The sequence below is a fragment of the Sorangium sp. So ce834 genome, assembly GCF_051521425.1.
GTDB classification, from domain to species: Bacteria; Myxococcota_A; Polyangia; order Polyangiales; family Polyangiaceae; genus Sorangium; species Sorangium cellulosum_D.
Genome location: NZ_CP150351.1, coordinates 3,651,726 through 3,676,608 on the forward strand (window position 1 = coordinate 3,651,726; position 24,883 = coordinate 3,676,608).

The 24,883-nt window shown below is 72.1% G+C and carries 14 protein-coding genes; 9 read left to right on the forward strand and 5 right to left on the reverse strand.

Translation table 11 applies throughout. From position 1 onward, the window contains the following. Window positions 1-32: 32 nt before the first annotated feature. From WMF20_RS13415 to WMF20_RS13425, 3 genes are all read right to left on the reverse strand, one after another. Window positions 33-1,616, reverse strand: a complete 1,584-nt coding sequence (locus tag WMF20_RS13415; protein ID WP_437613772.1) for a carboxylesterase/lipase family protein — start codon at window positions 1,614-1,616, stop codon at window positions 33-35. A 367-nt stretch (window positions 1,617-1,983) separates the two neighbouring features. Beyond that, window positions 1,984-2,502, reverse strand: coding sequence for a peptidylprolyl isomerase (locus WMF20_RS13420; RefSeq protein ID WP_437613774.1), 519 nt, complete (start codon window positions 2,500-2,502; stop codon window positions 1,984-1,986). A gap of 219 nt (window positions 2,503-2,721) precedes the next feature. Then, window positions 2,722-3,159: a hypothetical protein gene (locus WMF20_RS13425; RefSeq protein WP_437613776.1), complete on the reverse strand. Its 438-nt coding sequence runs from the start codon at window positions 3,157-3,159 to the stop codon at window positions 2,722-2,724. Between the two features lie 210 nt (window positions 3,160-3,369). Here WMF20_RS13425 and WMF20_RS13430 point away from each other — a divergent pair, with 210 nt between their 5' ends. Both WMF20_RS13430 and WMF20_RS13435 read left to right on the forward strand, forming a co-directional pair. Beyond that, window positions 3,370-5,367: a DUF4041 domain-containing protein gene (locus tag WMF20_RS13430; RefSeq protein ID WP_437613778.1), complete on the forward strand. Its 1,998-nt coding sequence runs from the start codon at window positions 3,370-3,372 to the stop codon at window positions 5,365-5,367. 201 nt (window positions 5,368-5,568) lie between these two features. Beyond that, window positions 5,569-6,207, forward strand: a complete 639-nt coding sequence (locus WMF20_RS13435; RefSeq protein WP_437613780.1) for a Uma2 family endonuclease — start codon at window positions 5,569-5,571, stop codon at window positions 6,205-6,207. Window positions 6,208-6,598: 391 nt separating this feature from the next. Here WMF20_RS13435 and WMF20_RS13440 read toward each other — a convergent pair whose 3' ends face one another. Next, window positions 6,599-7,513 (reverse strand): hypothetical protein, encoded by a 915-nt coding sequence (locus tag WMF20_RS13440; protein ID WP_437613782.1) that lies wholly within the window; start codon window positions 7,511-7,513, stop codon window positions 6,599-6,601. A gap of 711 nt (window positions 7,514-8,224) precedes the next feature. Here WMF20_RS13440 and WMF20_RS13445 point away from each other — a divergent pair. From WMF20_RS13445 to WMF20_RS13465, 5 genes are read left to right on the forward strand one after another with little or no spacing between them, the layout of a single operon-like run. Beyond that, window positions 8,225-12,259 (forward strand): hypothetical protein, encoded by a 4,035-nt coding sequence (locus WMF20_RS13445; protein WP_437613784.1) that lies wholly within the window; start codon window positions 8,225-8,227, stop codon window positions 12,257-12,259. A 35-nt stretch (window positions 12,260-12,294) separates the two neighbouring features. Continuing rightward, on the forward strand, window positions 12,295-13,998 hold the full coding sequence (locus WMF20_RS13450) for a phage tail protein (RefSeq protein ID WP_437613786.1): 1,704 nt from the start codon (window positions 12,295-12,297) through the stop codon (window positions 13,996-13,998). Between the two features lie 34 nt (window positions 13,999-14,032). Beyond that, window positions 14,033-16,102, forward strand: coding sequence for a phage tail protein (locus WMF20_RS13455; RefSeq protein ID WP_437613788.1), 2,070 nt, complete (start codon window positions 14,033-14,035; stop codon window positions 16,100-16,102). A gap of 30 nt (window positions 16,103-16,132) precedes the next feature. After that, complete coding sequence (locus WMF20_RS13460) at window positions 16,133-19,186, forward strand: DUF6603 domain-containing protein (RefSeq protein ID WP_437613790.1); 3,054 nt, start codon at window positions 16,133-16,135, stop codon at window positions 19,184-19,186. Between the two features lie 33 nt (window positions 19,187-19,219). Next, on the forward strand, window positions 19,220-21,208 hold the full coding sequence (locus tag WMF20_RS13465) for a hypothetical protein (protein ID WP_437613792.1): 1,989 nt from the start codon (window positions 19,220-19,222) through the stop codon (window positions 21,206-21,208). 149 nt (window positions 21,209-21,357) lie between these two features. Here WMF20_RS13465 and WMF20_RS13470 read toward each other — a convergent pair whose 3' ends face one another. Beyond that, window positions 21,358-21,975, reverse strand: a complete 618-nt coding sequence (locus tag WMF20_RS13470; protein WP_437613794.1) for a response regulator transcription factor — start codon at window positions 21,973-21,975, stop codon at window positions 21,358-21,360. A gap of 110 nt (window positions 21,976-22,085) precedes the next feature. On the opposite strand from WMF20_RS13470, the gene WMF20_RS13475 reads away from it, so the two are divergent. Together WMF20_RS13475 and WMF20_RS13480 are read left to right on the forward strand one after the other, a co-directional pair. Beyond that, complete coding sequence (locus tag WMF20_RS13475) at window positions 22,086-23,348, forward strand: hybrid sensor histidine kinase/response regulator (RefSeq protein WP_437613796.1); 1,263 nt, start codon at window positions 22,086-22,088, stop codon at window positions 23,346-23,348. A gap of 52 nt (window positions 23,349-23,400) precedes the next feature. Then, on the forward strand, window positions 23,401-24,771 hold the full coding sequence (locus tag WMF20_RS13480) for a hybrid sensor histidine kinase/response regulator (protein WP_437613798.1): 1,371 nt from the start codon (window positions 23,401-23,403) through the stop codon (window positions 24,769-24,771). Window positions 24,772-24,883: the final 112 nt, after the last annotated feature.

Consider the following 24,883-nt stretch of genomic DNA (forward strand, 5'->3'; position numbering starts at 1 on the left):
CGGGAGCGCGTCGGCGAGGGCCGGCGAGCCCCCTACCGCGACCCGCCCCTCGAGCCAGCGCCCGCCGCGAGCGCCGCCTCGAGCTTCGGGTACTGCGCGATGAGCGCGTCCAGGCGCATCTTCCTGAAGTCGTACGCGACCTCGATCGTCTCGCCGAGCTTCAGGGTCTTGTCGCGCATGAGCAACCCTCCCGTCTCGTGCTTGGGCCACGCCACCTCGCCCTCCGGCGTACCGGTGTTCGCGAAGGAGAACCAGTATTTGCTGACCTTCTCGGACATCGCCCGATCGGCCGCGGTGAACCTGGGCTTGATGCCCCCGAACGGGAACATCATCTCGCCGCCGTGCGGGACGCCGTGGGGCTGGTCTTGGCGATCCCCCTCGGGCACGTAGCTGAAGTAGTACCACCGCGTGTCGGCCACCTTCGAGTGCTTGTCCGCGAGCCACCGGGCCTGCGCGGTGAACAGCATGTCGCGCAGCACCAGGCCGGCGAAGCGGCTCGGGTCCTTGAGGTCCTCCTCGGTCACCTCAGGGTCGCTGCGGTAGAGCCCCTTCAGCATCTCCAAAGCGTTCTCGGCGTCCTCCCCTCCCGCGTCGATGATCATCTGCATGATGGCCGCCGGATCCATGTCGAACGCCTCGAGGACGCTCGCCTCGTCGCTGTTGCTGCCGATGATGAGCGGCTTTCTCGCCTGCTCCCCGGCCTCGAAGGTGGCCCTGAGCCCCGTCGGCAGGACCGTGTCTCCGCGCACCGGGCTCGGCCCCAGGAACGGCACCTGGCCGAGCGGGTTCTCCGGGGTCGGCATGAGCTTCTCGGTGAACTTCTCGGCCGGCACCGCCCGCAGCTCCTCGGCCGTGGCGTTGGCGCCGCTCAGCCCGAACAGCCCCGACGCGACCTTCACGCCGAGCTCGGACGCCTTTACCCGGGTCTGCTCCGGGATCGCGTAAGGGCTCTGCGCGATGCCCTTGTGGAACAGGGCCGGGCTCCTGTCCCTCGAGAGCGGGGAGGCGAACAGGGCGAGGACGCTCTCGGCCCCCGCCGACTGGCCGAAGATCGTGACGTTGCCAGGGTCGCCGCCGAACGCCGCGATGTTGCGCTGCACCCACTCCAGCGCGGCGATCTGATCGAGCAGGCCGAAGTTGACCGGCCCGAGCTCCCTGTCGAGGGCCGGGTGGGCGAAGAACCCGAGGAGGCCCACGCGGTAGTTGAAGGTCACCACCACCGCGCCCTTCCTGGCCAGCGGACCCCCGCCGTAGATCTTGTCGCTGCCGACGCCGATCTTGAAGGCGCCGCCGTGGATCCACACCATGACGGGCTTGAGCGCGCCGGGGTCCACGCCGCTCGTCCAGACGTTCAGGTAAAGGCAATCCTCGCTCTGCGGTCCCACGCTGCCCGCGCCATCCATCGAGGGATAGGTGGGCTGGAGGCAGGCCTTGCCGAACGTGTCGGCCTTGCGGGTCTCCTTCCAGGGTTCGACCGGCTGGGGCTCCCTCCAGCGCAGGCCCTCCACGGGCGGCCTTGCGTACGGGATGCCCTTGAACACGAGGATCTCGCTCTCGACGACGCCCTGGACCGGGCCCTCTACCGTGTTGATGATCGGCGTGCTGTTGCTCGTCATGGACTCGTCTCCTTGAATTCGATGGTTGCTCGTCTGGCGCGCCGAGGCGCGCTCCCGTGAACGCTGGGGAAATGGACCGCGCGCCGCGGCCCGGCGGAGCGCACGTCCCGGGCGGCAGCGCGCTCAAGGGCGCGATCGCTGCATGGGAATCGATGCCTCCGCGCACCGTCGCGCGGCCCGGTGGATCTAGTCGCGGGAGCTGGGATCGCGCCATGGGACCTTGGTCCCATGGGCGCGTCGCAGGCAGACGATGTGAGGTGTCGGGAAGGGCTGGCTCACGAGGCGCTACGAGAGCGCGGAGCCGGCGCTGAGCGTCCTGGCTGGGGGATGGGGCAGGAAGCGTGCGCCGCGGCTGCGGCCGCGCGGATCAGGAGTCCTGCACGGTGACGCGGTTCATGCGGATCGGGGTCACGGGCCGATCGCTCCCGTCGGTGGGCGACTTCTCGATCTTGTGCACGACGTCCATGCCCTCGATCACGCGGCCGAACACAGGGTGCTTCGAGGGGCCGGGCGTGAACCAGTCGAGGTAGGCGTTGTGGACCGTGTTGATGAAGAACTGGCACGAGCCGCTGTTGGGGGCGCCCGTGTTGGCCATGGAGAGCGTGCCGGGCTCGTTCGAGAGCTTGGCGCCCGCCGGGTGCTCGTCCTTGATGCAGCCGTCGGGCCCGTCGCCCGTGCCCGCCAGCCGGCTCTTCGGATCGCGGCTGTGCGGGCAGCCGAACTGGAGCATGAAGCCGTCGATGACGCGGTGGAAGTGCAGCCCGTCGTAAAACCCGCTCTTCGCGAGCTTGAGGAAGTTTCCGGCGGTGACGGGCATCTTGTCGAGGTAGAGCTCGATCTTGATGTTGCCCAGGGAGGTCTCGAGGAGTGCGGTCGGATTGGCCATGGGCGAGAGGGTAGGTGAAGGCGTGGGCGGGCCGCAAGCGCGGGAAGCGCGCCACCAGCTGGCCCCGGAGCCTCCGAGGCCAGCATGAGCTGCTCTGCCGGCTCCGTCCGCGGCGCCTCGGCCGTGGCGTTCTGCCGCTCGGCCTGAGCGGCCTCGAGGCGACCTCGACCCGAGCCCGGCCTGCGCCCGGCGCGGCCTCCAGCGGGCCGCCCCTGCCGCTCACCGGGGGCTTGCCGTCGGCGCCTCCGGCTCGACGTCGGCGAACCGCTCCTCCAGCCACCTCGTCAGGCTCGGGAGGTCCGTGTCCATCAGGCCGAAGTGGAAGCCGAGCTCCACCGGATCGTGCGTCGCGGAGACCTCTTCGTACTCCTTGTAGGTCACGTTGACGGGGCCGTTCAGCGCGGCGAGCTGGTGATGGAGCGTCCTCGTGAAGTCCGCCCGGATGCGTTGATCCTTCGCGCCCTGGGAGATCCGGATCGGGGCGAGGATCCGGAGGGCGGGATTCATGAGCTCGAGCTGGTCGAAGAACGCCTTTTTGCTGGGGTTCGGCTCCGGGCGCAGCTGCTCGTTCCCCTTGAGCCCGCCCCAGGAGTCCTCCTTGGCCAGCTCGACGCGCGCCCGCTCGTGGATGTGGGGCCACACGCTGTAGGCCTTCACCGTGAGGAGCTCCTCCGGGTTGATGTTCGGGTTGCCGGCGATGGCGGGTGTGTTGGTGCGATGTGGGACGCCCCTGATGTCGTGAAGAGTGTTGAGGGATGCCCCCGCGAGTGACAAAGATATGCCGTCATCAGATTCGAGCCGGGACGCGTCATACGACGGTCGCGTACTCTGGAAGAGCGGCGTACTGCCGTCCGCAGAGGGGGCATCGTGGAGCTCGTTCTCATCGTTCTGTTCGTGGTCGCGCTCGCGACCGCGGCGTTCTTCGCGTCCAAGGAGCACAAGACGAGCGGCTCGCTCAGGCAAGCGGCGGGCTCGCTCCGTCAAATGGAGAGCTCCCTCCAGCAGGTGAACGGCGAGCTGAAGCGGGCGCTCGACACGAACGGAGGTCTTTGCCAGCACGTCGCGAGCCTGCAGGAGCAACTCCAGCGTCTGAGCCGCTACCAGACGATCGTCGACGCCGAAGCCGCCGCCGCGGGGATACGAGCGCAGACGGAGACGTGGGCAGCGCAGCTCAGAGCGCACGCGCAGGCCGCCGCGACGGAGGTCGCCGCCGGCGCCCGACGGGAGGCCGATCGCCTCCTCGCCGACGCGCGCGCTACGCACGCGCAAGCACAAACCGCGGCCGACGCCTTGAAGGCGCAGGTCTCGGCGGAGGCGCAGGCCGCCCAGGCGGCGGCGCGCGCCTCCGTTGTCGACGCCGAAGCCGCCGCCGCGGGGATACGAGCGCAGACGGAGACGTGGGCAGCGCAGCTCAGAGCGCACGCGCAGGCCGCCGCGACGGAGGTCGCCGCCGGCGCCCGACGGGAGGCCGATCGCCTCCTCGCCGACGCGCGCGCTACGCACGCGCAAGCACACACCGCGGCCGACGCCTTGAAGGCGCAGGTCTCGGCGGAGGCGCAGGCCGCCCAGGCGGCGGCGCGCGCCTCCGTTCAAGCGACGCTCGCCCAGGCTTCTGCCGACGCGGCGCGCATCGTGGACAGCGCGAACCGGCGCGCCGAGGAGATCGCCGGCGCTGCGCTCACCGCGCAACGGGAAGCGAAGCGCCTCGAGCAGACCGCGCAGGCGATGAAGAACGTGATCGAGGGCTACGGCGATCGCTACGTCATGCCGACGGCGGGGCTGCTGGACGAGCTCGCCGAGGAGTTCGGCTTCGCCGAGGCAGGACAGCGCCTCAAGGCGGCCCGCGGCAAGTGCCGCGACATGATCAGCGACGGCCTGGCGGCGACGTGCGAGTACGCGGAGGCGAACCGGCGCACGACCGCCATCGCCTTCGTGCTCGACGCATTCAACGGCAAGGTGGACACGATCCTCGCCGACGTTCGGCACGACAACTTCGGGACCTTGCAGCAGAAGATCCGGGACGCGTTCATGCTGGTGAACCAGGGCGGGCGCGCCTTCCGCGAGGCGCGGATCCTGCCCGAGTACCTCGACGCTCGGCTCGAGGAGCTCCGATGGGCCGTGGTCGCGCAGGAGCTGAAGGTAAAGGAGCGCGAGGAGCAGCGGCAGATCAAGGAGCGTATCCGCGAGGAGGAGAGAGCGCAGCGCGAGTTCGAGAAGGCGAAGAAGGAGGCCGAGAAGGAGGAGGAGACGATCCGGAAGGCGATGGAAAAGGCGCGTCGGGACGTGGAGAAGGCGAACGACGAAGAGCGCGTCAGGTACGAGCAGAAGCTCCTCGAGCTCTCCGAACGGCTCCGCGCGGCGGAGGAGAAGAACCAGCGCGCCATCTCGATGGCGCAGCAGACGAAGGCCGGGCACGTCTACATCATCTCGAATGTCGGTTCGTTCGGAGAGCACGTCTACAAGATCGGCATGACGCGGAGGCTCGAGCCCCTGGACCGGGTCCGTGAGCTGGGCGACGCGAGCGTGCCGTTCGAGTTCGACGTGCACGCGATGATCTCGAGCCAGGATGCTCCGTCCCTCGAGCGCGTGCTTCACCAGCGGTTCGTCCGGAACCAGGTGAACAAGGTGAACCCCCGCAAGGAGTTCTTCCGTGTGCCGCTCCACGACATCCGCCAGGAGATCGAACGGATGTCGTTGGAGGTGACGTGGACGCTGGCGGCCGAGGCGCGGGAGTTTCGAGAGACGCAGGCCATCGAGCGCGCAATGGCGAGCAAGACCTTCGACGAAGCCGCCTGGCTGGAGGCGCAGGCGAAGGCCGAAGCCGCACCGACGTTCGAGCGCGATCTCGCCGAGGCCACCGCCTGATACGACGCCCTCAAGCCGGCAGCAGAGCGGCGCCCTTCCGAGGCGGGCGCATCTGGGCGACCGTTCGAGCCGCCCCGGCGATGCTGCTCCGCACGGTGTGACCGGGGAGGCTATACTCCCCCCATGCAACCCGCCGTGCACGCGCGTCGTCTCCGTCACGTTCGCGCGCCCTCGCCGCTCCACTTCCCGGAAGAGGCCTTCGTGCCGGAGACCAAGCGCCACCTCGATCTGAGGACCCTGCTCTACCTCGTGCTCAAGACCTTCGCGGATCGAGCGGCGATCGGCTCCGACCAGTTCGTCTACTGGTCCGCGTCGGATCCGAGCCGGTGCCTGGCGCCGGACGCCTTCGTCCGGCTAGGCACCCCGGACACGCCGTTCGGCTCCTGGAAGACGTGGGAGCGTGGGGCCCCGGAGCTCGCGGTCGAGATCGTGAGCGAGCACGACGCGGATCCGCAGACCTGGGCGGAGAAGCTCGGCAAGTACCACGACCTCGGCGTGCTGGAGCTCGTCGCGTTCGATCCTGAGGCCGCGCCCGGGGAGCGGCTGCGGGTCTGGGATCGCATCGACGGCGATCTGGTCGAGCGGGTCGTCGAGGGGGAGCGCAGCCCGTGCACCGTGCTCGATCTGCACTGGGTCGTCGTCCCGGCCGCGGGCCAGCCGGCGGCGCTTCGGCTCGCCCGCACCCCCGACGGGGCGGAACTCGTCCTCACGCCCGAGGAGGCCGCGCGCCGGCGCGCGGAGGCCGAGCGCCGGCGCGCAGAGGCCGAGCAGGCCGCCCGCGCGTCGGCGGAGCGGCGCATCGCCGAGCTCGAGGCCGAGCTGCGCCGGCGTGGCGGCTGACCGCACGGACCGTCCGACCCACACCCTCGCCGCCTCGTCGAGCCGCGCCGCGCACGCGGTCGAGGCTCTTGTACGCCGCGAGCAGGACCTCCTGCTGCAGGTCATCGATGTCGGCCTCGGCGACCCCCAGGCGTCGCAGCAACCGGGGGAGAACCTCCGTCGCGGCAGCGTGAATGGAATTCCAGATGCCGTCGCGGGATCTGCTCATACCTAGAATTGCGGGGAGCTTTCCCGGTCCGTTTGTGGAAACGCACCGCCGGCGCACGGGCCGGGACGCCGTGCTCGCAACTGGCGATCGTCGTGGACCGGTCGAGCGGCCCTCCGGGAACCGGAGGCGGCCTGGGCGGGCGAGCTGAGCTTGGCTCCGGCGTCGCTGCGGTCTGGGGAGGGTCTAGCTCACGGCCACGGCCGGCGCGGCGCCGGGGGCCAGCGGCGCGGCCGTGCCGGCCGGCGTGACGGGGGCTGGCGTGCCGGGCGGCGCCGTCGGCCCGGCCGGCGCCTCGTCCGGCGGCGTCGTCGTGGTGTCGGTGGACGACGTCGCGCGGCTCGTGCGCCCCTTGTAGAGCGACGGGGCGATCGCGTCGGCGTCCTCCTCGTCCCAGCGCAGGTAGGCGACGGCGCGGCGGACCTGGTCGTAGGCATGGACGAGCAGCGAGAAGGCGCGGGCCCGCTTGTCCGCGGCCTCGGTCGGCCCGGGTCCCTTGCCGTGCTCCCTGATTCCGAGGGCGGCGAGCAGCTGCGGCCCGACCTCCCCGGCGCGCTTCACCTCCTCCTCGGTCGCCGCCGTCTTGCCGGCGATCTCGGACCAGCTCGCGCTGAAGAGCGCCGAGAGCGCCACGAGGTCGTTCGCCGTGTCGATGTGCCCTTGCCCCGCGCGGATGTCCGCGACCGCCTCTGCGTCGAGCAGGCCGCGGCGAGCGAGCGCCTCGGCGTCGCCGAGCAGGTTCTCGCGCAGCCGAGCCGCCTCGGCGAGGAGCGGCTTCACCGCGCTCTCGGCATCTCCGCTGGACAGGCACAGGAGGTGCGCATACCAGGCGGCGAGCGCGTAGGTCTCGAGCCGATCGAGCCGCGCGAGCTCGAACGTCGGCAGGTGCTCCGCGACGGCGGGGCGCAGCGCGCGGAGGCCAGGCAGCACGCCGAGCACCTGAGAGACCACGCGGGGCACGTCGAGGTTCAGGGGGATGAGCCGATCCGGGCTCAGGGCCTCGATCTCGGGAAGCGCCTTGTCGAAGGCCGCCGCCGCCTGGGGCGGGGCCGAGGGCTTCTTGGGAGCGGGCCTTTTCTTGACCGAAGAAGATTTCGCCATGAGGGGATTACCTCTCGCTTGTCTCCGTCGCCGAGCTGTGGAGGACAGGAAAGGACACGCCCTCTACCCCCGCGATGGATGTTGTTGTGAGCGCCCGGCTCGCGCCGGACGTTTCGGGCAGGCATAACGACGCGTCTCCATGCGTCAACGCGCCTGGCAAGATCCTGACGGCGGGCCGCCAGAACTCGTGAGCTTACGCGTGGGCAGCGCGGCAGCCCTGCCAGGAGCGGTTCCGGTCCCGGAGGACAAGCTCAGCCAAGCTGTTCAGACCGTTTCCGGCGGGTCGAGGGCAGCGCGGCAGCCCTGCGCGGACCGTGTCCGGTGGCAGGAAGGCAGCGCGGCAGCCCTGCGTGGACCGTGTCCGGTGGCAGGAAGGCAGCGCGGCAGCATTTCCTCCACCGTTTCCGGTGGGTCGAGGGCAGCGCGGGAGCCTTGCCCGGACCGTTTCCGGTGAGTCGAGGGCAGCGCGGGAGCCTTGCCCGGACCGTTTCCGGTGGGTCGAGGGCAGCGCGGCGGTGGTGCGGCGCTTACCGCCATGGGACCAAGGTCCCATAGAAGCGGCCCGGCGCCCGCGGCTACGTACAACGCGCCTCGGCGATGCGCGGACAGCGCACCTCGCCGGTCGCCGCCCTGCGTTCGGGGCGAGGGCGGGGCCCACCAGACGACGCTTCACCAACAACCCCGATCGACGGATCGCGGAGCGGGGCAGACATGACGGCAACGAGCAACGCGCAGCGCTTTCTCCGGGTTCCTCTCCGGCTACAGGCCATGTGCCTGGACGACGGCGACGACGACGCCGCCAGGGACAGGAGGCGTGTGGTCCGGGCCATGGCGGACTACCGCCGGCTGCCGTTCAGGGCCGGAGGGGTCGACTACGACGACAACCCCAACCTGAGCGAGCACATCCTCGCGCCGCCGTTCTCGCGGGACCTGCCGCTCCTGCCCGGCATCCACCTGCACTGGCTCCTGCCGGACGCCCTGGCCCGGGGGGAGCACGAGGCGCAGGGGACGCGGTTCCCCGAGGTGCCGAACCGCTGGCTCGTCCTGCGCAGCGGAGGGGGGGAGCCGGAGCGGCAGTGGGTGGTGGAGAGCGATTACCTCTACCCGGAGGGCTGGGGCGACGACATCGAGAGCGAGGGGGAGGCGCCGGTCAACGTGATGGCCGTGCCCGATCCGGCGCCGGGAGAGGGGTACCGCTACCGCTTCCTCGGGCGCGCCCTGCCGCTCGCGGAGTGGCGCACGACGCGCGCGGATCCGAAGCACGAGCACCTCGCGGCGCTCACGGCCGTCGGGCCCGAGACGGAGGTCGCGGTCCTCGATCCGGTGCGGGCGACGTTCGCGTCGTTCTACCCGAACTGCCGCACCGTGTTCGGGTTCCGGGACGCGGACTTCCCGACGCGCACGCCGCCCCCGGGGCTGCGCTACGACGTCATCGGCTGGTACGGCGACCCGCGGCGCGACTGCCTGGCCCCGCTGCTCGCCGCGGCCGACACGCCGGCGAAGCTGAAGGCGCTGCTCGAGGAGAAGCTCGAGTGGACGCTCGCGGCGGCCCCGCCGGGCGAGGCGCTGCCGCAGGCGACGCTCTTCCACGCGCGGCTCACGTTCGCGCCGGGCGCGCGGGCCGCGCGCGACGTGGTGCGCGACCTGCCCTCGCCCGCGCTCGCCGTGGGGCAGACCGAGACGGAGGCGCTGGCCGCCTACCTCGCCTATCTCCACGCGCCCGACACCAACGAGGAGTCCCTCGCGAAGCGCCGCCTCGTCGAGGACCAGCTCGAGGCGCTGCAGCTCGCGGATCGGCTGGAGGGGCACCGGCTCGACCTCGACGCGATCCTCTACGAGGCGCGCCACGAGCGGGGGTTCGCCTCGCACGCGGCCGGCGTCCGGTGGGCGGTGCTGCCGGAGACCGAGGGCGCGGGGGACCTGTTCGCGCGGCTGCGCCGGGCGCCGGCGCGCGCGGCGCGGGCGCAGCCGGCCGCGTGGGCGGGCCAGCTCGAGGCGCTGAACACGCTCCAGGACGAGCACCAGCGCGCGCTCGAGGAGCTCGAGCACCTGCGCCAGCGGATGTACGTCCGCTGGCACGCCCTCGTGAACGCGAAGGAGGTCGTGGGCGTCAACTTCTTCGAGGGCTACGTCGTGCCCGTGCGGCGCCGGCGCACCTCCCTGGGGCAGCTGGCGCTCGAGCAGGACGGGGCGGCCGGCGGCTTCCGCGCCCGCGTCGAGCCCGTGGCTCACAGGATCGTCTCCCGCCTGAGCAGCTACTACGCCGACTACGTAGCGAGCCTCAACGCGGGGGCCCCCTTCGACCTGGACGAGTCGGGCGACGATTACTGGGTCTGGCCCGTCGAGTTCCCCAACTGCATCGACGAAGCGTTCAGGCTGTCCGCCGATCACACGGTCAGGGTGCTGCAGCGAGACGAGGCGTGGGAGATCCACGACCGCGGGGTCGTCTATCCCGTGCGCGCGGACGCCGAGGGGCTCCTGCTGGAGATCCCGCCGTCGGCGTCGTCGATCGCGGGGCGGCTCGCGGCGGCGCTCGAGGCGCTGCAATCGGCCGTGCTGGCGTACAACGCGACCGAGGCGGGGGCGGCCGCGCCGTTCGTCGTGCGCGCGCTGCCGGCGGCGCCCTACTTCGAGCCGGCGGACCCGGTCCTGCTCGTCACGGGCGAGGCGGCGGCAGGCGCGATCTGGAAGGGCAGCGCCGCCGCCGACGACCTGCTCCCGTGCGACCGCGTGGACGAGGCGCTCGACCTCGCGGCGCTGCCGGACGCCACCGTCGCGGCCCTGCAGGCCTACCTCGCGGGGCTCGGCGCGGACGAGGGGGGCGTCTGGGCGGAGCCGCCGTGGAACCCGTTCCTGATGCACTGGTCCTTCCACGTCGCCTCCTGCGGCCGCGACGCCAACGGGGACTACGACCCCGAGCTCGTGCGCGCGCATTACAAGCTCGACACGCAGGCGGTCGACCACGCCCTCCTGCCGGGGCAGGAGGACAGCTTCTCGTCGATGGTCAGCGGTTACACGGGCGTCAGCCTGCTGACGCCGTCGGCCGGCCTGGAGGTGCGCGAGCGCCTCGTCCACTACCTCGATCACGGCGTGGTCCAGGACTACTGCGAGGCGCACGGCGTCCCCGACGACGAGCGAGGCGAGGGCTACCTCGAGCAGCACTTCGCCGAGATCAAGGCCTGGTACCTCGGGCAGACGACGCCGGCGCCGGGGATCGAGGACCCCGTGTTCACCGCGCTGTGGGCCTACGAGGCGCTGGAGCGGGCGCCGTGCCTGGCCCAGTCGCTCGGCAACTTCAACAAGGTGCTGCTCCTCCGCGAGCCGACGATGCAGCTCGAGATCGCGCTGCCCACGGCGCGCGACGACTCGGAGGATCTCTTCTACACGGACACGGCGCGCGACGCGATGGGCCGCAGCATCCAGCGCCGGCCGCTCGCGTTCGACCGCTTCAACCCGCTGCGCGCCGGGGCGATGTCAATCACCGGCCTCAGGCTGGTGGACACGTTCGGGCAGGCGAAGGACGTGGTCGACCTCGAGACGTCCGGCGCCGCGAAGGTCATCACCACGACCGACCAGACGCCGCTTGGCGGGCTCCTCTACCACGTCCTGCTCACGCCCCGGCTGGCGCAGCCGGCGCGCCTGCGCTTCGAGTGGCTGCCGGCGGAGCCGCTGGAGGGCGCCGAGGGCGCGCGCCAGCGCACGAGCGAGCACCCGGAGACCAACCCGGGGTTTGGGGCGGAGGGCGCCGGCAGGCGACCCGAAGCCCCATCGTTCAACCCGGTCTGCGGCTTCCTGCTGGTGAACACGCTCGACGGCGCGCTCGCCGTCTACGACAAGGAGGGCCGCGCGCTCGGCGCCGTCGACCGCGGCGGCACGTGGCGCACCGCGCCGGAGAGCGGCGGCCGGGTGCGGATGGACGCGCGCGGCGACTTCCAGCTCCCGAACGCTCACCTCGATCGGGTGGTCAAGCACGTGCGCGCTCAGGGCCCGGAGTTCTTACGCCTCTTCCTCTCGGCGCAGCGGACGGCGCTCGACACCATCGATCCCGAGGCGTCCGCCGCGAACCCGAGCCGGGCGCTGCTCGTGGCGCGGCCCGTGGCGGTGGTGCGGGCCGCGTTCGCCCTGGAGCTCCAGGGCCCGCCGGCCTTCGATCCGAGCGCGGTGGCCGACGTGGCGGGCGAGGGCACGACCACGACCCGCGGGCTGGAGCAGGTGAAGATCCCCGTGCGCCTCGGCGAGTTCGCGCAGCTCGACGACGGCCTCGTGGGCTACTTCCTCGAGCAGGACGACGGGTCGTACGCGGAGGGGGTGTTCTACTCGCCGCAGCTCCGCGCGGTCGGGCACGACAAGATCCGCACCTACGCCGACGGATCGCTGCACGTCGAGCGGACGCCCAGCGGGCCGGAGCAGCGCGTGACGATGCTGCTCGACCCGGGGGGCCAGGTGCACGCGACCACGGGCGTGCTGCCGAGCTCGCAGCTCCGCCTGGCGCCGGCGCACTACCGCGAGGCGCTCGACGCGATGGAGGTCAGCTTCCTGACGGCGCCGCTGCTCACGGACCGGGGGGCGCTCCGGCTGGAGGTGCCGCGGCAGCCGGGGCACGCGTGGTCGTGGGTGACGCAGGAGGCCGGCGGCGACTGGGCCGAGACGAGCGAGCTCGCGCCGCCGAACGCCCGCGCCGCGTTCGCCGCGCCGCAGGAGCTCCGCGAGGGGTGGCTGATGCTGCGGCCCACGGCGAGCGAGTGAGGGGCGCGCGACCTTTGGAGGAGAGGGAAGACATCATGACGGAAGAGACCGACAAGAAGATGCCATTCGGGTTCGAGGTCAGCTACGAGCTGTTCAACGCGCGCGGCGAGCGGCTACGGAACACGCTGCTCCTCGAGAACCCGGGCGCCGGCCACACGCTCCGGCTCGACATCGCCAACCTCCTGACCGACGAGGCGATCGTCCTGCGCCAGCGGCCGTCCGCGGGCGAGGTGCTGGGCGCGCACCACTTCCGGCTGCGCTTCGCGGCGGGCGCGCTGGCCGCGCGGGAGACGCGCGTGGTGGGGGCGGACTGGGACATCCGGCGCGTCGACCGCGAGGACGGCGCGACGGACGTGTACCTGGCCTGGCGCAGCCCGGACGTCCGGATCGCGCCGGGAGACCGGTTGATGCTGCTGGTCCAGGGACTGTACGCGAGCCCCGAGGCCGCCGCCGAGGTGGCCGTGGACCTCTCCTGGCCGGCGCTCGTCGTGCCGGAGGGCCCGGACGATCCCAACGTCTTCCACCTCGTCCCGCCCGAGGGCAGCGCGGGCTCGGACTGCTCCCTGGCCCAGCAGCTCGCCCTCGGCGTGCGCGACCGGCGGGGGAGGCCGGACATCCCGCTTCGGGCGCGCTTCGAGGGGTCCAATCAGGTGATCAACATCGCCACGACCCCGAACACCACGCTGACCCTTCGTCTGGTCAACAGCGCTTCGCCGCAAAGCCAGGAGGTCCTCCGTTTCCACCGCGACCCGAGCGATCCCGCGAAGAGCTCCCGCCTGGTCGTGGCGCTGCCCGTGGGGACGCCCGAGGCGCAGCCATGGGCGCTTGGTTACGACTCTTTTGTAGAACGTACAAAGATCACGCTCGCCGACTGGACGGTCTCCGGGCCCACGCTGAGCGCCGACGGCGACCTGCTCGAGTGGGAGCTCACCCCCACGAAGGACGTGGCGATCGCGCCGCGGGAGTCCCTCACGCTGACGCTGAGCGACATGGCGACGACGCACCCGAGCGGGACCGCGTATCTAGAGCTCCGCTACAGCGCCGTTCCCGGCTACTGGGACGGGGAGATCCTCTGCCCGATCGAGAAGTCGCCGCTCCGCTTCGGTCGGGTCGACACCTACACGAACGTCGGGATCGGACATGCCGAGCCATCCGCTGCGCTCCACCTGCACAGGGGCGACATGATGATCGATACCGGTGAGATCCAGCATGCCCAGGCGTTCAAGTTCCGGTCTTTTGCGAAGACCCTCGAGGACAACGCCGTCGCGCAGTTCACCAACAAAGACGATGCGTGGCTGATGACGCTGTTTTTCTCCGGAAAGTTGCGCTTGTGGCGGCCCTATGCGGAGTTCCAGAGCGCGTACTCGCTCTCGTTCCGTTCCGACATGGAGGGGGGCAATACCGTGGCCCGCTTCCTCAAGCAGAACGACGCGGTTCCCCTGATGGAGCTGCTCGGCGACGGGACGTTGCGCCTCCTGCGTGGCAGGTTCAAGGACGGTACCGGCCTCGTGGTCCCGGTGGGCACCGTCGTCGCCTACGCCGGCAGCGCGCCTCCCGCCCCCGAGGGATGGCTGATGTGCGACGGGGCCGAGCATAGCAGCAAGGACCACCAGGAGCTGTCTGACCTCCTCGGCACCACCTATGGCGACGCCGGGGAGGGCAAGTTCCGTGTCCCCGACCTGAGCACCAGCGCTCCGGCGCAGTCGAACCAGCCCCTCCACCACATCATCAAGGCCTGACCCCAGCCGGCAACCCAAGGAAGAGGGAACGACGATGACGTCACAGACTGAAAAGAAGATGCCGTTCGGGTTCAAGGCCAGCTACGAGCTGTTCAACGCCCGCGGCGAGCGCCTGGAGAACGTGCTGCTCATCGAGAAGCTCGGTTCCGGCCAGGCGCTCCAGCTCGACATTCTCAACCTCCTGACCGACGTGACGATCCTCCTGCGCCAGCGGCCGTCCGCGGGCGAGGGGGCGGGCGCGCACCATTTCCGGCTGCGCTTCCCGGCGGGCGCGCTGGCCACGCGGGAGACGCGCGTGGAGGGGGCGGACTGGGATGTGAAGCGCGTCGACCGCCAGGACGGCACGACGGACCTGTACCTGGCCTGGTGCAGCCCGGACGTCCAGATCGCGCCGGGAGACGGGCTGGTGGTGCTGCTCCAGGGCGTGTCCGCGACGCCCGACGCCGGCGCCGAGGTGGTCCTGGGCCTCTCCTGGCCGAAGATCGCCGTCGTGGAGAGCTTCGCCGCTGCCAATGTGTTTCCCCTCAACCTGCGCGGCCCCGGGCAGGGCGGGGACTACCTCCTGGAAGAGACGCTCCGCCTCGGGGTGCGCGACAGACGAGGGAGGCCGGATATCCCGCTGCGGGTACGCTTCGACGGGCCGAGCCGGGTGCTCAACGTGGACAACCAGACGAACACGTTGACCCTGCGCCTTGTGAACAGCGCCTCGCCGAGGAGCCAGCAGAAGCTCCGCTTCGTCTACGACGCCAACCAGCCGGAGCGGACATCCCGCCTGGTGGTGGCGCTGCCCGTGGGGACCTCGGCGGCGCAGCCGTGGGCGCTCGGCACCAAGGACCAGGTGAACGGCGTGTCTATCGCGCTCTCCGGCTGGACGGCCTCGGGTCCCACGGAGAACGCCGGCGGCGACCTGCTGGAGTGGGTGCTCACCCCCGGGAGCGCCGTGGAGCTCGCGCCGCAGGAGTCGCTTACGCTGACGCTGAGCAACCTCGCGACGCTGCACCCGAGCGGGACGGCGGACCTCGAGCTCCGCTACAGCGCCGTGCCCGGCTACTGGGACGGGGAGATCCTCTGCCCGATCGAGAAGGCGCCGCTGATCTTCGGCCGGGGTGAAAAGGGCGACAGCATCGGGATCGGGGGGAGCGCGCCGGACGCCAGGCTCCACGTGCGCAACGGAGACCTGCGGCTGGACAGCGGCGAGCTCCAGAACACGGGTCCGCTCAGGTTCCGGTCCGATGCGGACAGGAGCGGGGAGGACCAGGCCGCGCAGTTCTTCAAGCAAGGGGCGGAGGAGCCGCTGATGGAGCTGCTCAGCAACGGCAAGATGCGCCTTGGTGTCGGCACACCGACGGCGCCCGGCAAGCTGACGATCCACGGCACCAGCGGCGCCAGCAACGAGCCCGTCTTGTGGGCCGACGCCCGCACCGGATCCCAGGCCAGGGTCGAACTCCCCGGGGACGTCCAGCTGCGCGAGCGCGCCACGAGCAGCCTGGCCTATCTTCAGGCATGCGACGACAGCTCGACGCGCGACATCGGGCTCGTCCTTCGCACCCAGAAAGGGAGCCAGCGCGTCGATGCGCTGCGCCTCACCCCCGAGGGGAGGGCCAAGGACAAGACCGGCTTCCTGGTCCCGGTGGGCACCATCGTCGCCTACGGCGGCAGCGCGGCCCCCGAGGGATGGATGGTGTGTGATGGAAGATCGGTGTCGAGCACGGAGTACGCTGAGCTGTTTGCCGCGATAGGTACCAAGTATGGCGGCTCCGGGTCGAGCTTCAATGTCCCCGACCTGAAGACTCGAGTCCCGGTCGGGGTCGGTTCAGGCTTCGCGCTGGCAGCGAGCGGGGGATCGGCCACGCATACCCTGACCATCGACGAGATGCCGAACCACAACCACACACTGACAGATCCAGGGCATTCTCATCGCAGCCCTGTGTATCACGGGAGCGGGGACAATTCGACACATTCAGACGGGGATGACAGTGGTCCCGACGGCTACGCCAGAACGGAGAGCGCAACGACGGGCATCACGCTCGCCAGCGCCGGCGGAGGGCGGGCCCACAACAACATGCCGCCGTACCTGGTCGTCAACTACATCATCAAATACTGACCCCCAGCCAGCGGACCCAGGAGGCAGACCATGGCCCTCGATATCGTGATCGGCGAGGACGATCTCGCCAGCATCCGGACGCTGCGCGAGGCGCTGCACGCCCAGTTCCAGGTGGACTTCTTCCCCGGCTTCCTGGGCACCCTCGACGAGCAGCTCCCGCTCCAAAGCGCGGAGTTCTACGCCAACACCCAGAAGAACCAGTACGAGATCGCCTTCGCGATCGGCATCAAGGTCTCCGAGGACGACGAGGGCGAGGCCCAGCACCTGATCCTCGGGATGAACATCGCGATCAAGCCGGACAAGATCACCGGGGGGAAGCGCCCCGCCGAGTACGGGGGCAAGATCGACGTCCCGGTCTCGGACGACGTCCGGCTCGCGTTCGAGGGGCAGTTCACCAGCAAGATGGGCGACATGTACGTCGCCCAGCTCAACGTCACCGGCGAGCCGTCCATCCCCCTGCACGCGCTGTTCGGCGGCGTCGCGCCGGGCCTCGCCGCGCTGATCCCGGAGGAGCTCGCGATCCCCCTCGGGGGCAACGTCGTCGCGGTCCTCTCGGGGCGCGCCGGCAGCGGCCTGGGGAGCAGGATCCTCGTGGGCGTGGGCTTCCACGCCGGCGTGAACCTCGGGCAGCTCCCGCTCGTGGGCCTGTACTTCGAGGACGGGGAGGCGCAGGCCGACTTCACGCTGGAGCTGCTCGCGACGACGCACGACTTCACGCACAAGGAGCTCAAGGCGCTGAACGGGGTGCTGGAGGAGCTGAGCTCGCCGTTCCTGATCCGGCCGTCGAGCTCCGGCGCGCAGGACCTCACGCGCGGGGCGCACCTCGTCGGGTACGCCGCGTTCGGGGACGTCCGGCGGACGTGGTACACGCCGCTCCGGCCGCGCTCCGGATCATCGAACCCGTTCCTCGCGGCGGCGGGGCGGGCGCCGCGGAGCGCGCCGGACGACGCCCTCGTCACCGTGGGCCAGAACGGCGCCTGGATCGACGTGCAGCGCGCCGTGGGCCCGGTGCACTTCGCGCGGCTCGGCCTGACGTACGGCGACGGAGCCGCGGAGCTTGTCCCGGAGATCGTCATCTCGGTGGGCCCCCTCCGCCTCCTGCTGAACGGGGTCTCGGTGCGCCTCCCGCTGCCCGGCGGCGACCCGGAGCTCCGCCTCGACGGCTTCGGCCTCGCCTACGAGAACGACGCGCTGCGCGTCGGCGGCGCGTTCCTGCGCAGCGAGCGCGACGGCTTCGAGGAGTACGCGGGCATGGCCGCGCTGGAGCTCCGCCTCAAGGCGAGCGGCGGCAAGCCGCCCGCGTCGCTCGGCCTCGCGGCCATCGGCGCGTATGCCTATGTGGAGGACAAGCCGTCGCTGTTCCTGTACGCGACGCTCAAGTACCCGCTCGGCGGCCCGCCGTTCTTCTTCGTGACCGGCCTTTCGGCCGGCTTCGGCTACGGGCGCTCGCTCGAGGAGCCGCGGCTGGAGGACGTCGCGCGCTTCCCGCTGGTGGCCCAGGCGATGGACGGCTCCGGCGACGACGACACCGAGGACCCCGGCGTGGTCGCCGCGGGCCAGCTCCGCGATCTCTCCCGGTACATCCGGATCGCGCCGGACGCGGGCTTCCTGGCGATCGGGGTCAAGTTCACCTCGTTCAAGATGCTCGAGGGGTTCGCGCTGCTGACGGTGGAGCTCGGCGACCGCTTCGAGCTGGGCCTGCTCGGCCTGACGCGGCTGGAGGTGCCGTTCGGGGTCCCGGAGCCGCTCGTGGTGATGGAGACGGCGCTGCAAGCGCGCTTCGCCCCGTCCGAGGGGACCCTCCTCGTGCAGGGGCAGCTCACGGACGCGTCGTACCTGCTGTCGCCGTCGTGCCGGCTGACGGGCGGGTTCGCCTTCGCCACCTGGTTCGCGGGCGAGAAGGCCGGCGACTTCGTGCTGTCGATCGGCGGCTACCACCCGTCGTTCAAGGTCCCGAAGCACTACCCCACGGTGCCGCGCGTCGGCTTCGACCTGCGGCTGGGGAGCACGCTGTCGCTCCGGGGCGAGGCCTACATGGCGCTGTGCGCGCACGCGGTGATGGCGGGCGGCAGCTTCGCGGCCGACTTCGAGGCCGGCCCCGCCTGGGCATCCTTCCGCATGGGCGCCGACTTCCTGATCTGCTGGAAGCCGTACTGCTACGACGTGCACCTCCGCCAGCACTTCAAGTTCGGGCTGGGCCCCCTCTCGGCCAGCCTGGGCGCCGAGCTGCACGTGTGGGGCCCGGACCTCGGCGGCTACGCCAAGCTCAAGGTCTTCCTGTTCTCGGTGACGGTCCGGTTCGGCAACCGGGACGCGTTCGCGCCGACGCCCATCGGCTGGGACGAGTTCCGCGCCTCGCTGCTGCCCGCGCGCGAGGAGGTCTGCAGCATCGCGGTGGCCGAGGGCCTGATGCGGCAGATCAAGACGGTCACGGGCGAGGCGCTGTGGGTGGTCAACCCGAAGGACGTCGCGCTCACGACCGACTCGGTGATCCCGATCAAGGAGGCCTTCCACCCGGCGGAGGACGAGCCGACGACGGGAAACGGCGCGTTCGGCGTGGCGCCCATGGGCGTGACGGCGGGCGACCTCCGGAGCGAGCTCCGCGTGTCCATCTGGTACGACGACGTGGACGTGAAGCCCGACAAGTTCAAGTTCTCCGCCCTGAAGCGGAGGGCGCCCGCCGCGATGTGGGGGGAGCCGCAGATGAGCGGCGACCGGCTGCGCTTCCCCGACGTCAACGGGACCAAGTTCGTCGAAGGCGCGCTGAGCGGCCTGCGCATCGAGCCCGCGCAGCCGCCGAGGGGCGACGTCACCGACGCCGTGCCCGTGAAGCCCCTGCTCTTCGAGCCGGAGAGCGCTGGCGGCGACCACGCCTTCGCGGCGCTGCCCGCGTTCCGCGCGGCCGCGGGGGAGCCCGACGAGCGGCGCGAGGCGATCCAGCGCTCGATCGCCGGCCACGCGGAGAGGGACGCGCTGCTCGCGGCGCTGGGCTTCGACCCGGCCGCGGACGTCGTGCTGGACGCGGGCGTCGCCGGCACGTTCGTGCGCGCCCCGCAGGTGAAGGACACGAGCGCCGCCGCGTAGGCGGCGCCCACCACAGGTCGACGAGGGAGAGCCATGCCGTCTGTCAATTTGCGCGCGTTGCGAGGGTCGGGGCTGCGCGTCCGCGGGTCGCTCCGGACGCCGAGCGAGGACGGGAGGATCGAGTTCCGGCAGTTCCATCAGCCGGCGCTGGAGAGCGGGACGTACAAGATCGAGATCCAGCAGATCGTGCAGAGCCCGAAGATCCCGCAGCAGACCTACCCGAAGCACCTCAGCTTCGCGGTCCTGGGGGAGCGCTTCGGCCCGCTCGGGCCGGAGGACATCGTCGCGATGTTCCCTCCGCCCGGCAGCGTGGGGGAGCACGCGAACGTGCTCCCGCACGTCACGCTGGGCCGCAGCACGCTCCCCTGGGAGCGCCTGCCGGGCCTCGTCGACGAGGACCGCTCGTGGATGGCGCTGCTCCTGCTGCGCGCGTCGGACTTCGCCGACGAGGGCGTGGAGAAGCCGCGGGTGCAGACCATCACGCTGGGCGAGCTCCTCCAGACGCCGGCGGCGACGGCGCGCTTCCCCACCGAGCGCATACGGCTGGAGGAGGGGCAGCAGGCGTCGGACGAGGTGACGGTGATCGACGTGCAGTGGAAGACGCTCGAGCCGCTCCTGCCGACGGCGGAGGAGCTCGCGCTGCTCGCGCACGCGCACCAGCGCGTCGCGGCCGACGAGACGCCCGAGGGGGACCTGGACGCGACGGTGATCTGCAATCGGCTGCCCGAGCCGAACGGCACGAGCACCGTGCACCTGGTCTCGCTGGAGAAGCGCTACCCGAACGGGGCCTTCGACGCCCAGGGCGCCGAGCCGAACGACTGGATCCGGCTGGTGAGCCTCGCGAGCTGGAAGTTCGACAGCGTGGACCCGGAGCAGAGCTTCAGCGCGCTGCTCAAGGGGCTCGACCGGCAGCCGGCCGAGCTGCGGGCGCCGGTGCCGGAGGCGCTTCCTCCCGCGAGCCCGGCGGCGGCGTATCTCGAGCAGGGCTACGTGCCGCTGCCGCACCGGATGCGCCGGGCGAGCAAGAGCGTGTCGTTCTACCGCGGCCCCTTCGTGCCCGGGGTGAGCGCGGAGGAGGTCACGCTGCCAGCGGAGTGCGCGGACGAGCTCGTGCGCTACGACCCGGAGACGGGCATGTTCGACGTGTCCTACGCGGCCGCGTGGGAGCTAGGGCGGCTGCGGACGCTGGCGAACACGCGCGTGGCGCTGGAGCTGCTGCGCTGGACGCGGGAGAGCGCGCAGCAGCGGCACGCGATGCGGCAGCGGGCGGCGCGGCGCCTGCCGCTGCGGCGAGCGCGGTCGGAGGCGGTGGAGATGCCGGAGGTCGTGGCCGAGTGGCTCGCGGACCTGGAGCTCCTGGTCGGGCTCCCCTTCAGCTACCTGGTGCCGGACGAGCGCTTGCTGCCCGTCGAGGGGCTGCGCTTCTTCAGCGTGGACCCGGCCTGGGTGGAGTGCCTGCTCGACGGGGCGCGCAGCGTGGGCCGGGTGACGAACGCGGACGTGGAGCACGCGCGCACGCTGCGCGCGAGCAGGTCGGAGGGGCCGCGGGTGACCGGGCTCTTGATGCGCTCGAGCGTGGTCTCGGGCTGGCCGAGCCTGCTCGTGGAGGGCTACGCGGAGCGGCTGCCGGACATGAGCATCCCCCCGACGTCCCAGGCGCTGACGCCGCTGCGGTTCGATCGGCTCGCCGAGGACACGCTGCTCGCGCTCTTCGCCGGGGAGGTGAAGACGCTGGACGTGTTCCAGGCGCCGGAGGCGCTGCACTACGGGCTCGACGCGAACGAGGCCGAGGGCGAGGCGTACACGAAGAACCCGCGGGACGCGTCGGGGGCCAGCCGGCCGGAGACCGTCACGGTCCCGTGGCGCCACGCGGACAAGGCGGTGGTCGACATCGCGGAGCTGGCGACGCGGATGAAGGCGTTGCTGGCGCCGGGGCGGTCGGAGCTGCCCTCCACGGGGGCGCAGTTCGCGCTGCAGATGATCGAGGGGGTGGAGCGGGTGCGGTTCGTGGCCAGCAGCTGAGGCGCGGGTCGCGGTGGGGACGGGGCGCCGTGAACGTGGGCGGCGAGGTCGTGTTCGACAGCAAGGTCGAGTAGCCGGATGCGCGCCCCTCGGCGGCCCGTGTGAAGTCACTGCAGCCCCGGATCGATCGAGCCTGTCCGCTCGCGGGATCACGGCCCCTGCTCGAGCCGGTCCACGAGCCGCACGAGCTCCGCCACCGACTCCACGCCGAGCTTCTCCATCACCCGGCCGCGGTGCACCTTGATCGTCTTCTCGGCCGCGCCGAGCTCGTCGGCGATCTGCTTGTTCAGGAGGCCCTGCGCGACCCGCAGGCACACCTCGCGCTCGCGCGGGGTGAGCGCCTCGAAGCGCGTCCGCAGCGCCTGCTGCTCGCCCCGCGCGGCGCGCGCCTCGGCGTCGCGCGCGATGGCGCGCTCCACCGCCGCGAGCAGGTCGGTGTCGTCGCAGGGCTTCGTGAGGAAGTCGACCGCGCCCGCCTTCATCGCCCGCACCGAGCTCGACACGTCGCCGTGGCCGGTCAGGAACACGACCGGCAGCGGGCAGCCCCGGCGCGAGAGCTCGTCCTGCAGCTCGAGCCCGCCCAGGCCGGGCATGCGCAGATCGACGACCATGCAGCCCGGCCGCTCCGCGGGGGCGCGCTCCAGGAACGCCTCGGGCGACGCGTACCCCTCCACCGCATACCCCGCCGAGCGCAGCAGCCGCTCGAGGGCGCGCAGCACCGAGGGGTCGTCGTCCACCACAAACACTGTGGGCCCGGTCACGTGCATGGCAGCGCCGCATTTCACGCCGAACCCACCGAGGGCGTCAACCGCGGGCAGGCGGGCCGAGCAGCGAAGCGCTTGACGCACCCGACGGCGCGCTGGCATCTGCTCTCCCCATGGCGTCGGACCGCCACGCGCTCGTCTTGCTGGTGGATGACGACCCCAGCAGCCTCAAGCTGCTCTCCGAGGCCCTCGCGGGCCAGCCGCTCACCCTCGCGGTGGCCATCGACGGGGAGATGGCGCTGCGGCAGGTCCGGCGCGAGGTGCCCGATCTCGTCCTGCTCGACGCCGTGATGCCAGGCCTCTCCGGCTTCGAGGTCTGCCGCCGGCTCAAGGAAGATCCGGCGACGCGCGGCGTCCCCGTCCTGTTCATGACCGTGCTCTCCGACACGGCGAGCCGGGTGCGCGGGCTCGAGCTCGGCGCGGTCGATTACGTGAGCAAGCCGTTCGTCCGCGAGGAGCTCGTCGCCCGCGTGCGGACGCAGCTCGCGATCCACGCCGCCGCGCGGGCGCTGTCGGAGAAGAACGAGGAGCTCGCGGCCGCCCGGGCGTCGCTGGAGCTCGAGGTGGCGCGGCGGACGGAGGAGCTGCGCGCGGCCAACCAGCGCCTGGAGCGCGAGCTCGAGCTCAACCGGGCCGCCGAGCTGAAGGTGCGGAAGGCCCAGGAGGAGCTCGCCCACCTCAACCGGGTGTCGGCGATGAGCGAGCTCGCGGCCTCGATCGCGCACGAGCTGAACCAGCCGCTCGCCGCGATCCTGAGCAACGCGCAGGCGGCGCGGCGGCTCCTGGGGCAGGCCCCGCCGGACATCGCCGAGGCGCGCGCCGCGCTCGACGACATCGCGGCGGACGGCCGCCGCGCCGGGAAGGTCATCGACCGGATGCGCGCGATGCTCCGCAAGGGCGAGCTCAGCGCGGTCGCGCTGGACCTCGGCGAGCTCGTCCGCGAGGTGGCCCGGCTCCTGGCCAGCGCGGCGCTCCTCGCGGGCGCGACCGTGCGGATCGAGCTCGCGCCGGGCCTGCCGCGCGTCCGGGGCGACGGTATCCAGCTCCAGCAGGTGCTCCTCAACCTCCTCGTCAACGCGCTCGACGCGGTCTCCCGCCGTCCGCCCGAGGCGCGCCTCGTGGTGGTGCGGGCCCGCACGGCCGGCGGCGGCGTCGAGCTCTCGGTGGCAGATTCCGGCGAGGGGATCCCCCCGGCGGACCTCGAGCGGATCTTCGAGCCGTTCTTCACGTCGAAGGCCCATGGGCTCGGCGTCGGCCTCGCCATCAGCCGCTCGATCGTCGAGGCGCACGGCGGCCGGCTGTGGGCCGAGCGCGGCCCCGGCCAGGGGGCGACGTTCCGCTGCGCGCTGCCGGTGTGGCGCGAGGGCGCGCCCTGAGACCAAGGTCCCATGGTCGACCGCGGGGGAGGCGTGGCACAGACTGTCTGTCATGGCAGCACCTCGATCCCGCGCCCAGGTCGCCGAGGGGGTCCAGGGCGGCGAGGCGCTCGACGCGCGCGCCGACCCGCTGGCGTCGGGCTCCCGGCTGGCGCGAGCCCGACCGCCGCTCGTCCTGCTCGTGGACGGCGATCCCGAGAGCCGCGGGCTGCTCTCGGCGGCCCTGGCGGGCCAGCCGTTCGACGTCGCGGAGGTCGGCGATGGGGAGGCGGCGCTCCAGCAGATCCGCTGCGAGGAGCCCGATCTGGTCCTGCTCGACGCTGCGGTGCCGGGCCTCTCCGGGTTCGAGATCTGCCGGCGCCTCAAGGAGGACCCGGCGACGCACGAGATCCCGATCCTCTTCATGACCGCGCTCGCCGACGCGGCGGGCCGGGCGCGGGGCATCGAGCTCGGCGCGGTCGACGGCGTGGCCAGGCCGTTCGTCCGCGAGGAGCTCGTGGCGCGCGTGCGGGCGCAGCTCGCCGCGCGCGCGGCGGCGAGGGCGATGTCGGAGATGCACGAGGAGCTCGCGCGCGCCCGGGCCTCGCTGGAGCTCGAGGTGACGCGGAGGACGGAGGCGCTCCGCGCGGAGATCCGGCGCCTGGAGCGCACGATCGCGCTGAGCCGGGCCGCCGAGGGCGAGGCGCAGGCGGCGCGGGAGGAGCTCGCGGGCCTGAGCCGGGTGTCGGCGATGCGCGCGCTCGCGGCGTCGATCGCGCACGAGCTGAACCAGCCGCTCGCCGCGATCCTGAGCAACGCGCAGGCGGCGCAGCGGTTGCTCGCGCGGACCCCGCCGGACCTCGTCGAGGTGCGCGCCGCGCTCGAGGACATCGCGGCGGACGACCGCCGCGCCGCGGACGTGATCCAGCGGATGCGCGCGCGGCTCGGCGAGGGCGAGCTCGGCGCGGCCGCGCTGGACCTGAACGAGCTCGTCCGCGAGGTGCGCCGGCTCCTGGCCGGCGCCGCGCTCCGCGCGGGCGCGACCGTGCGGAGCGAGCTCGCGCCGGGCCTGCCGCGCGTCCGGGGCGACGGCGCCGGGCTGCAGCAGGTGCTCGGCAACCTGCTGGTCAACGCGTTCGATGCGGTCTCCTCGCGCCCGCCCGAGGCGCGCCGCGTGGTGGTCCGGACGCACGCGGGCGGCGGAGGCCGCGTCGAGCTCTCGGTGACGGACTCCGGCGAGGGCGTCGCGGCCGGGGATCTCGAGCGGATCTTCGAGCCTTTCTTCACGACGAAGGCCCGGGGGCTCGGCGTGGGCCTGGCGATCAGCCGCTCGATCGTCGAGGCGCACGGCGGCCGGCTGTGGGCCGAGCGCGGCCCCGGCGAGGGGGCGACGCTCCGCTGCGCGCTGCCGGCGTGGGACGAGGGCGCGCGCCCCGCCGGGTGATCCGGCGCGTCGCGCCCCGCGCTGGGGCTGCGCGGAGCCCCCGGGGGGTGCGCTGAGGCAGCTTGTCTCATGCGTGGCTGCCTGCCGCGGGGGGCGCCTCTTCCAGCCGCGG

Excerpts from the sequence above, each read along its gene's own strand:
- WMF20_RS13415 (WP_437613772.1), bottom strand. The coding sequence starts at position 1,616 with ATGACGAGCAACAGCACGCCGATCATCAACACGGTAGAGGGCCCGGTC.
- WMF20_RS13420 (WP_437613774.1), bottom strand. The coding sequence starts at position 2,502 with ATGGCCAATCCGACCGCACTCCTCGAGACCTCCCTGGGCAACATCAAG.
- WMF20_RS13440 (WP_437613782.1), bottom strand. The coding sequence starts at position 7,513 with ATGGCGAAATCTTCTTCGGTCAAGAAAAGGCCCGCTCCCAAGAAGCCC.
- WMF20_RS13445 (WP_437613784.1), top strand. The coding sequence starts at position 8,225 with ATGACGGCAACGAGCAACGCGCAGCGCTTTCTCCGGGTTCCTCTCCGG.
- WMF20_RS13450 (WP_437613786.1), top strand. The coding sequence starts at position 12,295 with ATGACGGAAGAGACCGACAAGAAGATGCCATTCGGGTTCGAGGTCAGC.
- WMF20_RS13455 (WP_437613788.1), top strand. The coding sequence starts at position 14,033 with ATGACGTCACAGACTGAAAAGAAGATGCCGTTCGGGTTCAAGGCCAGC.
- WMF20_RS13460 (WP_437613790.1), top strand. The coding sequence starts at position 16,133 with ATGGCCCTCGATATCGTGATCGGCGAGGACGATCTCGCCAGCATCCGG.
- WMF20_RS13465 (WP_437613792.1), top strand. The coding sequence starts at position 19,220 with ATGCCGTCTGTCAATTTGCGCGCGTTGCGAGGGTCGGGGCTGCGCGTC.
- WMF20_RS13470 (WP_437613794.1), bottom strand. The coding sequence starts at position 21,975 with ATGCACGTGACCGGGCCCACAGTGTTTGTGGTGGACGACGACCCCTCG.
- WMF20_RS13475 (WP_437613796.1), top strand. The coding sequence starts at position 22,086 with ATGGCGTCGGACCGCCACGCGCTCGTCTTGCTGGTGGATGACGACCCC.
- WMF20_RS13480 (WP_437613798.1), top strand. The coding sequence starts at position 23,401 with ATGGCAGCACCTCGATCCCGCGCCCAGGTCGCCGAGGGGGTCCAGGGC.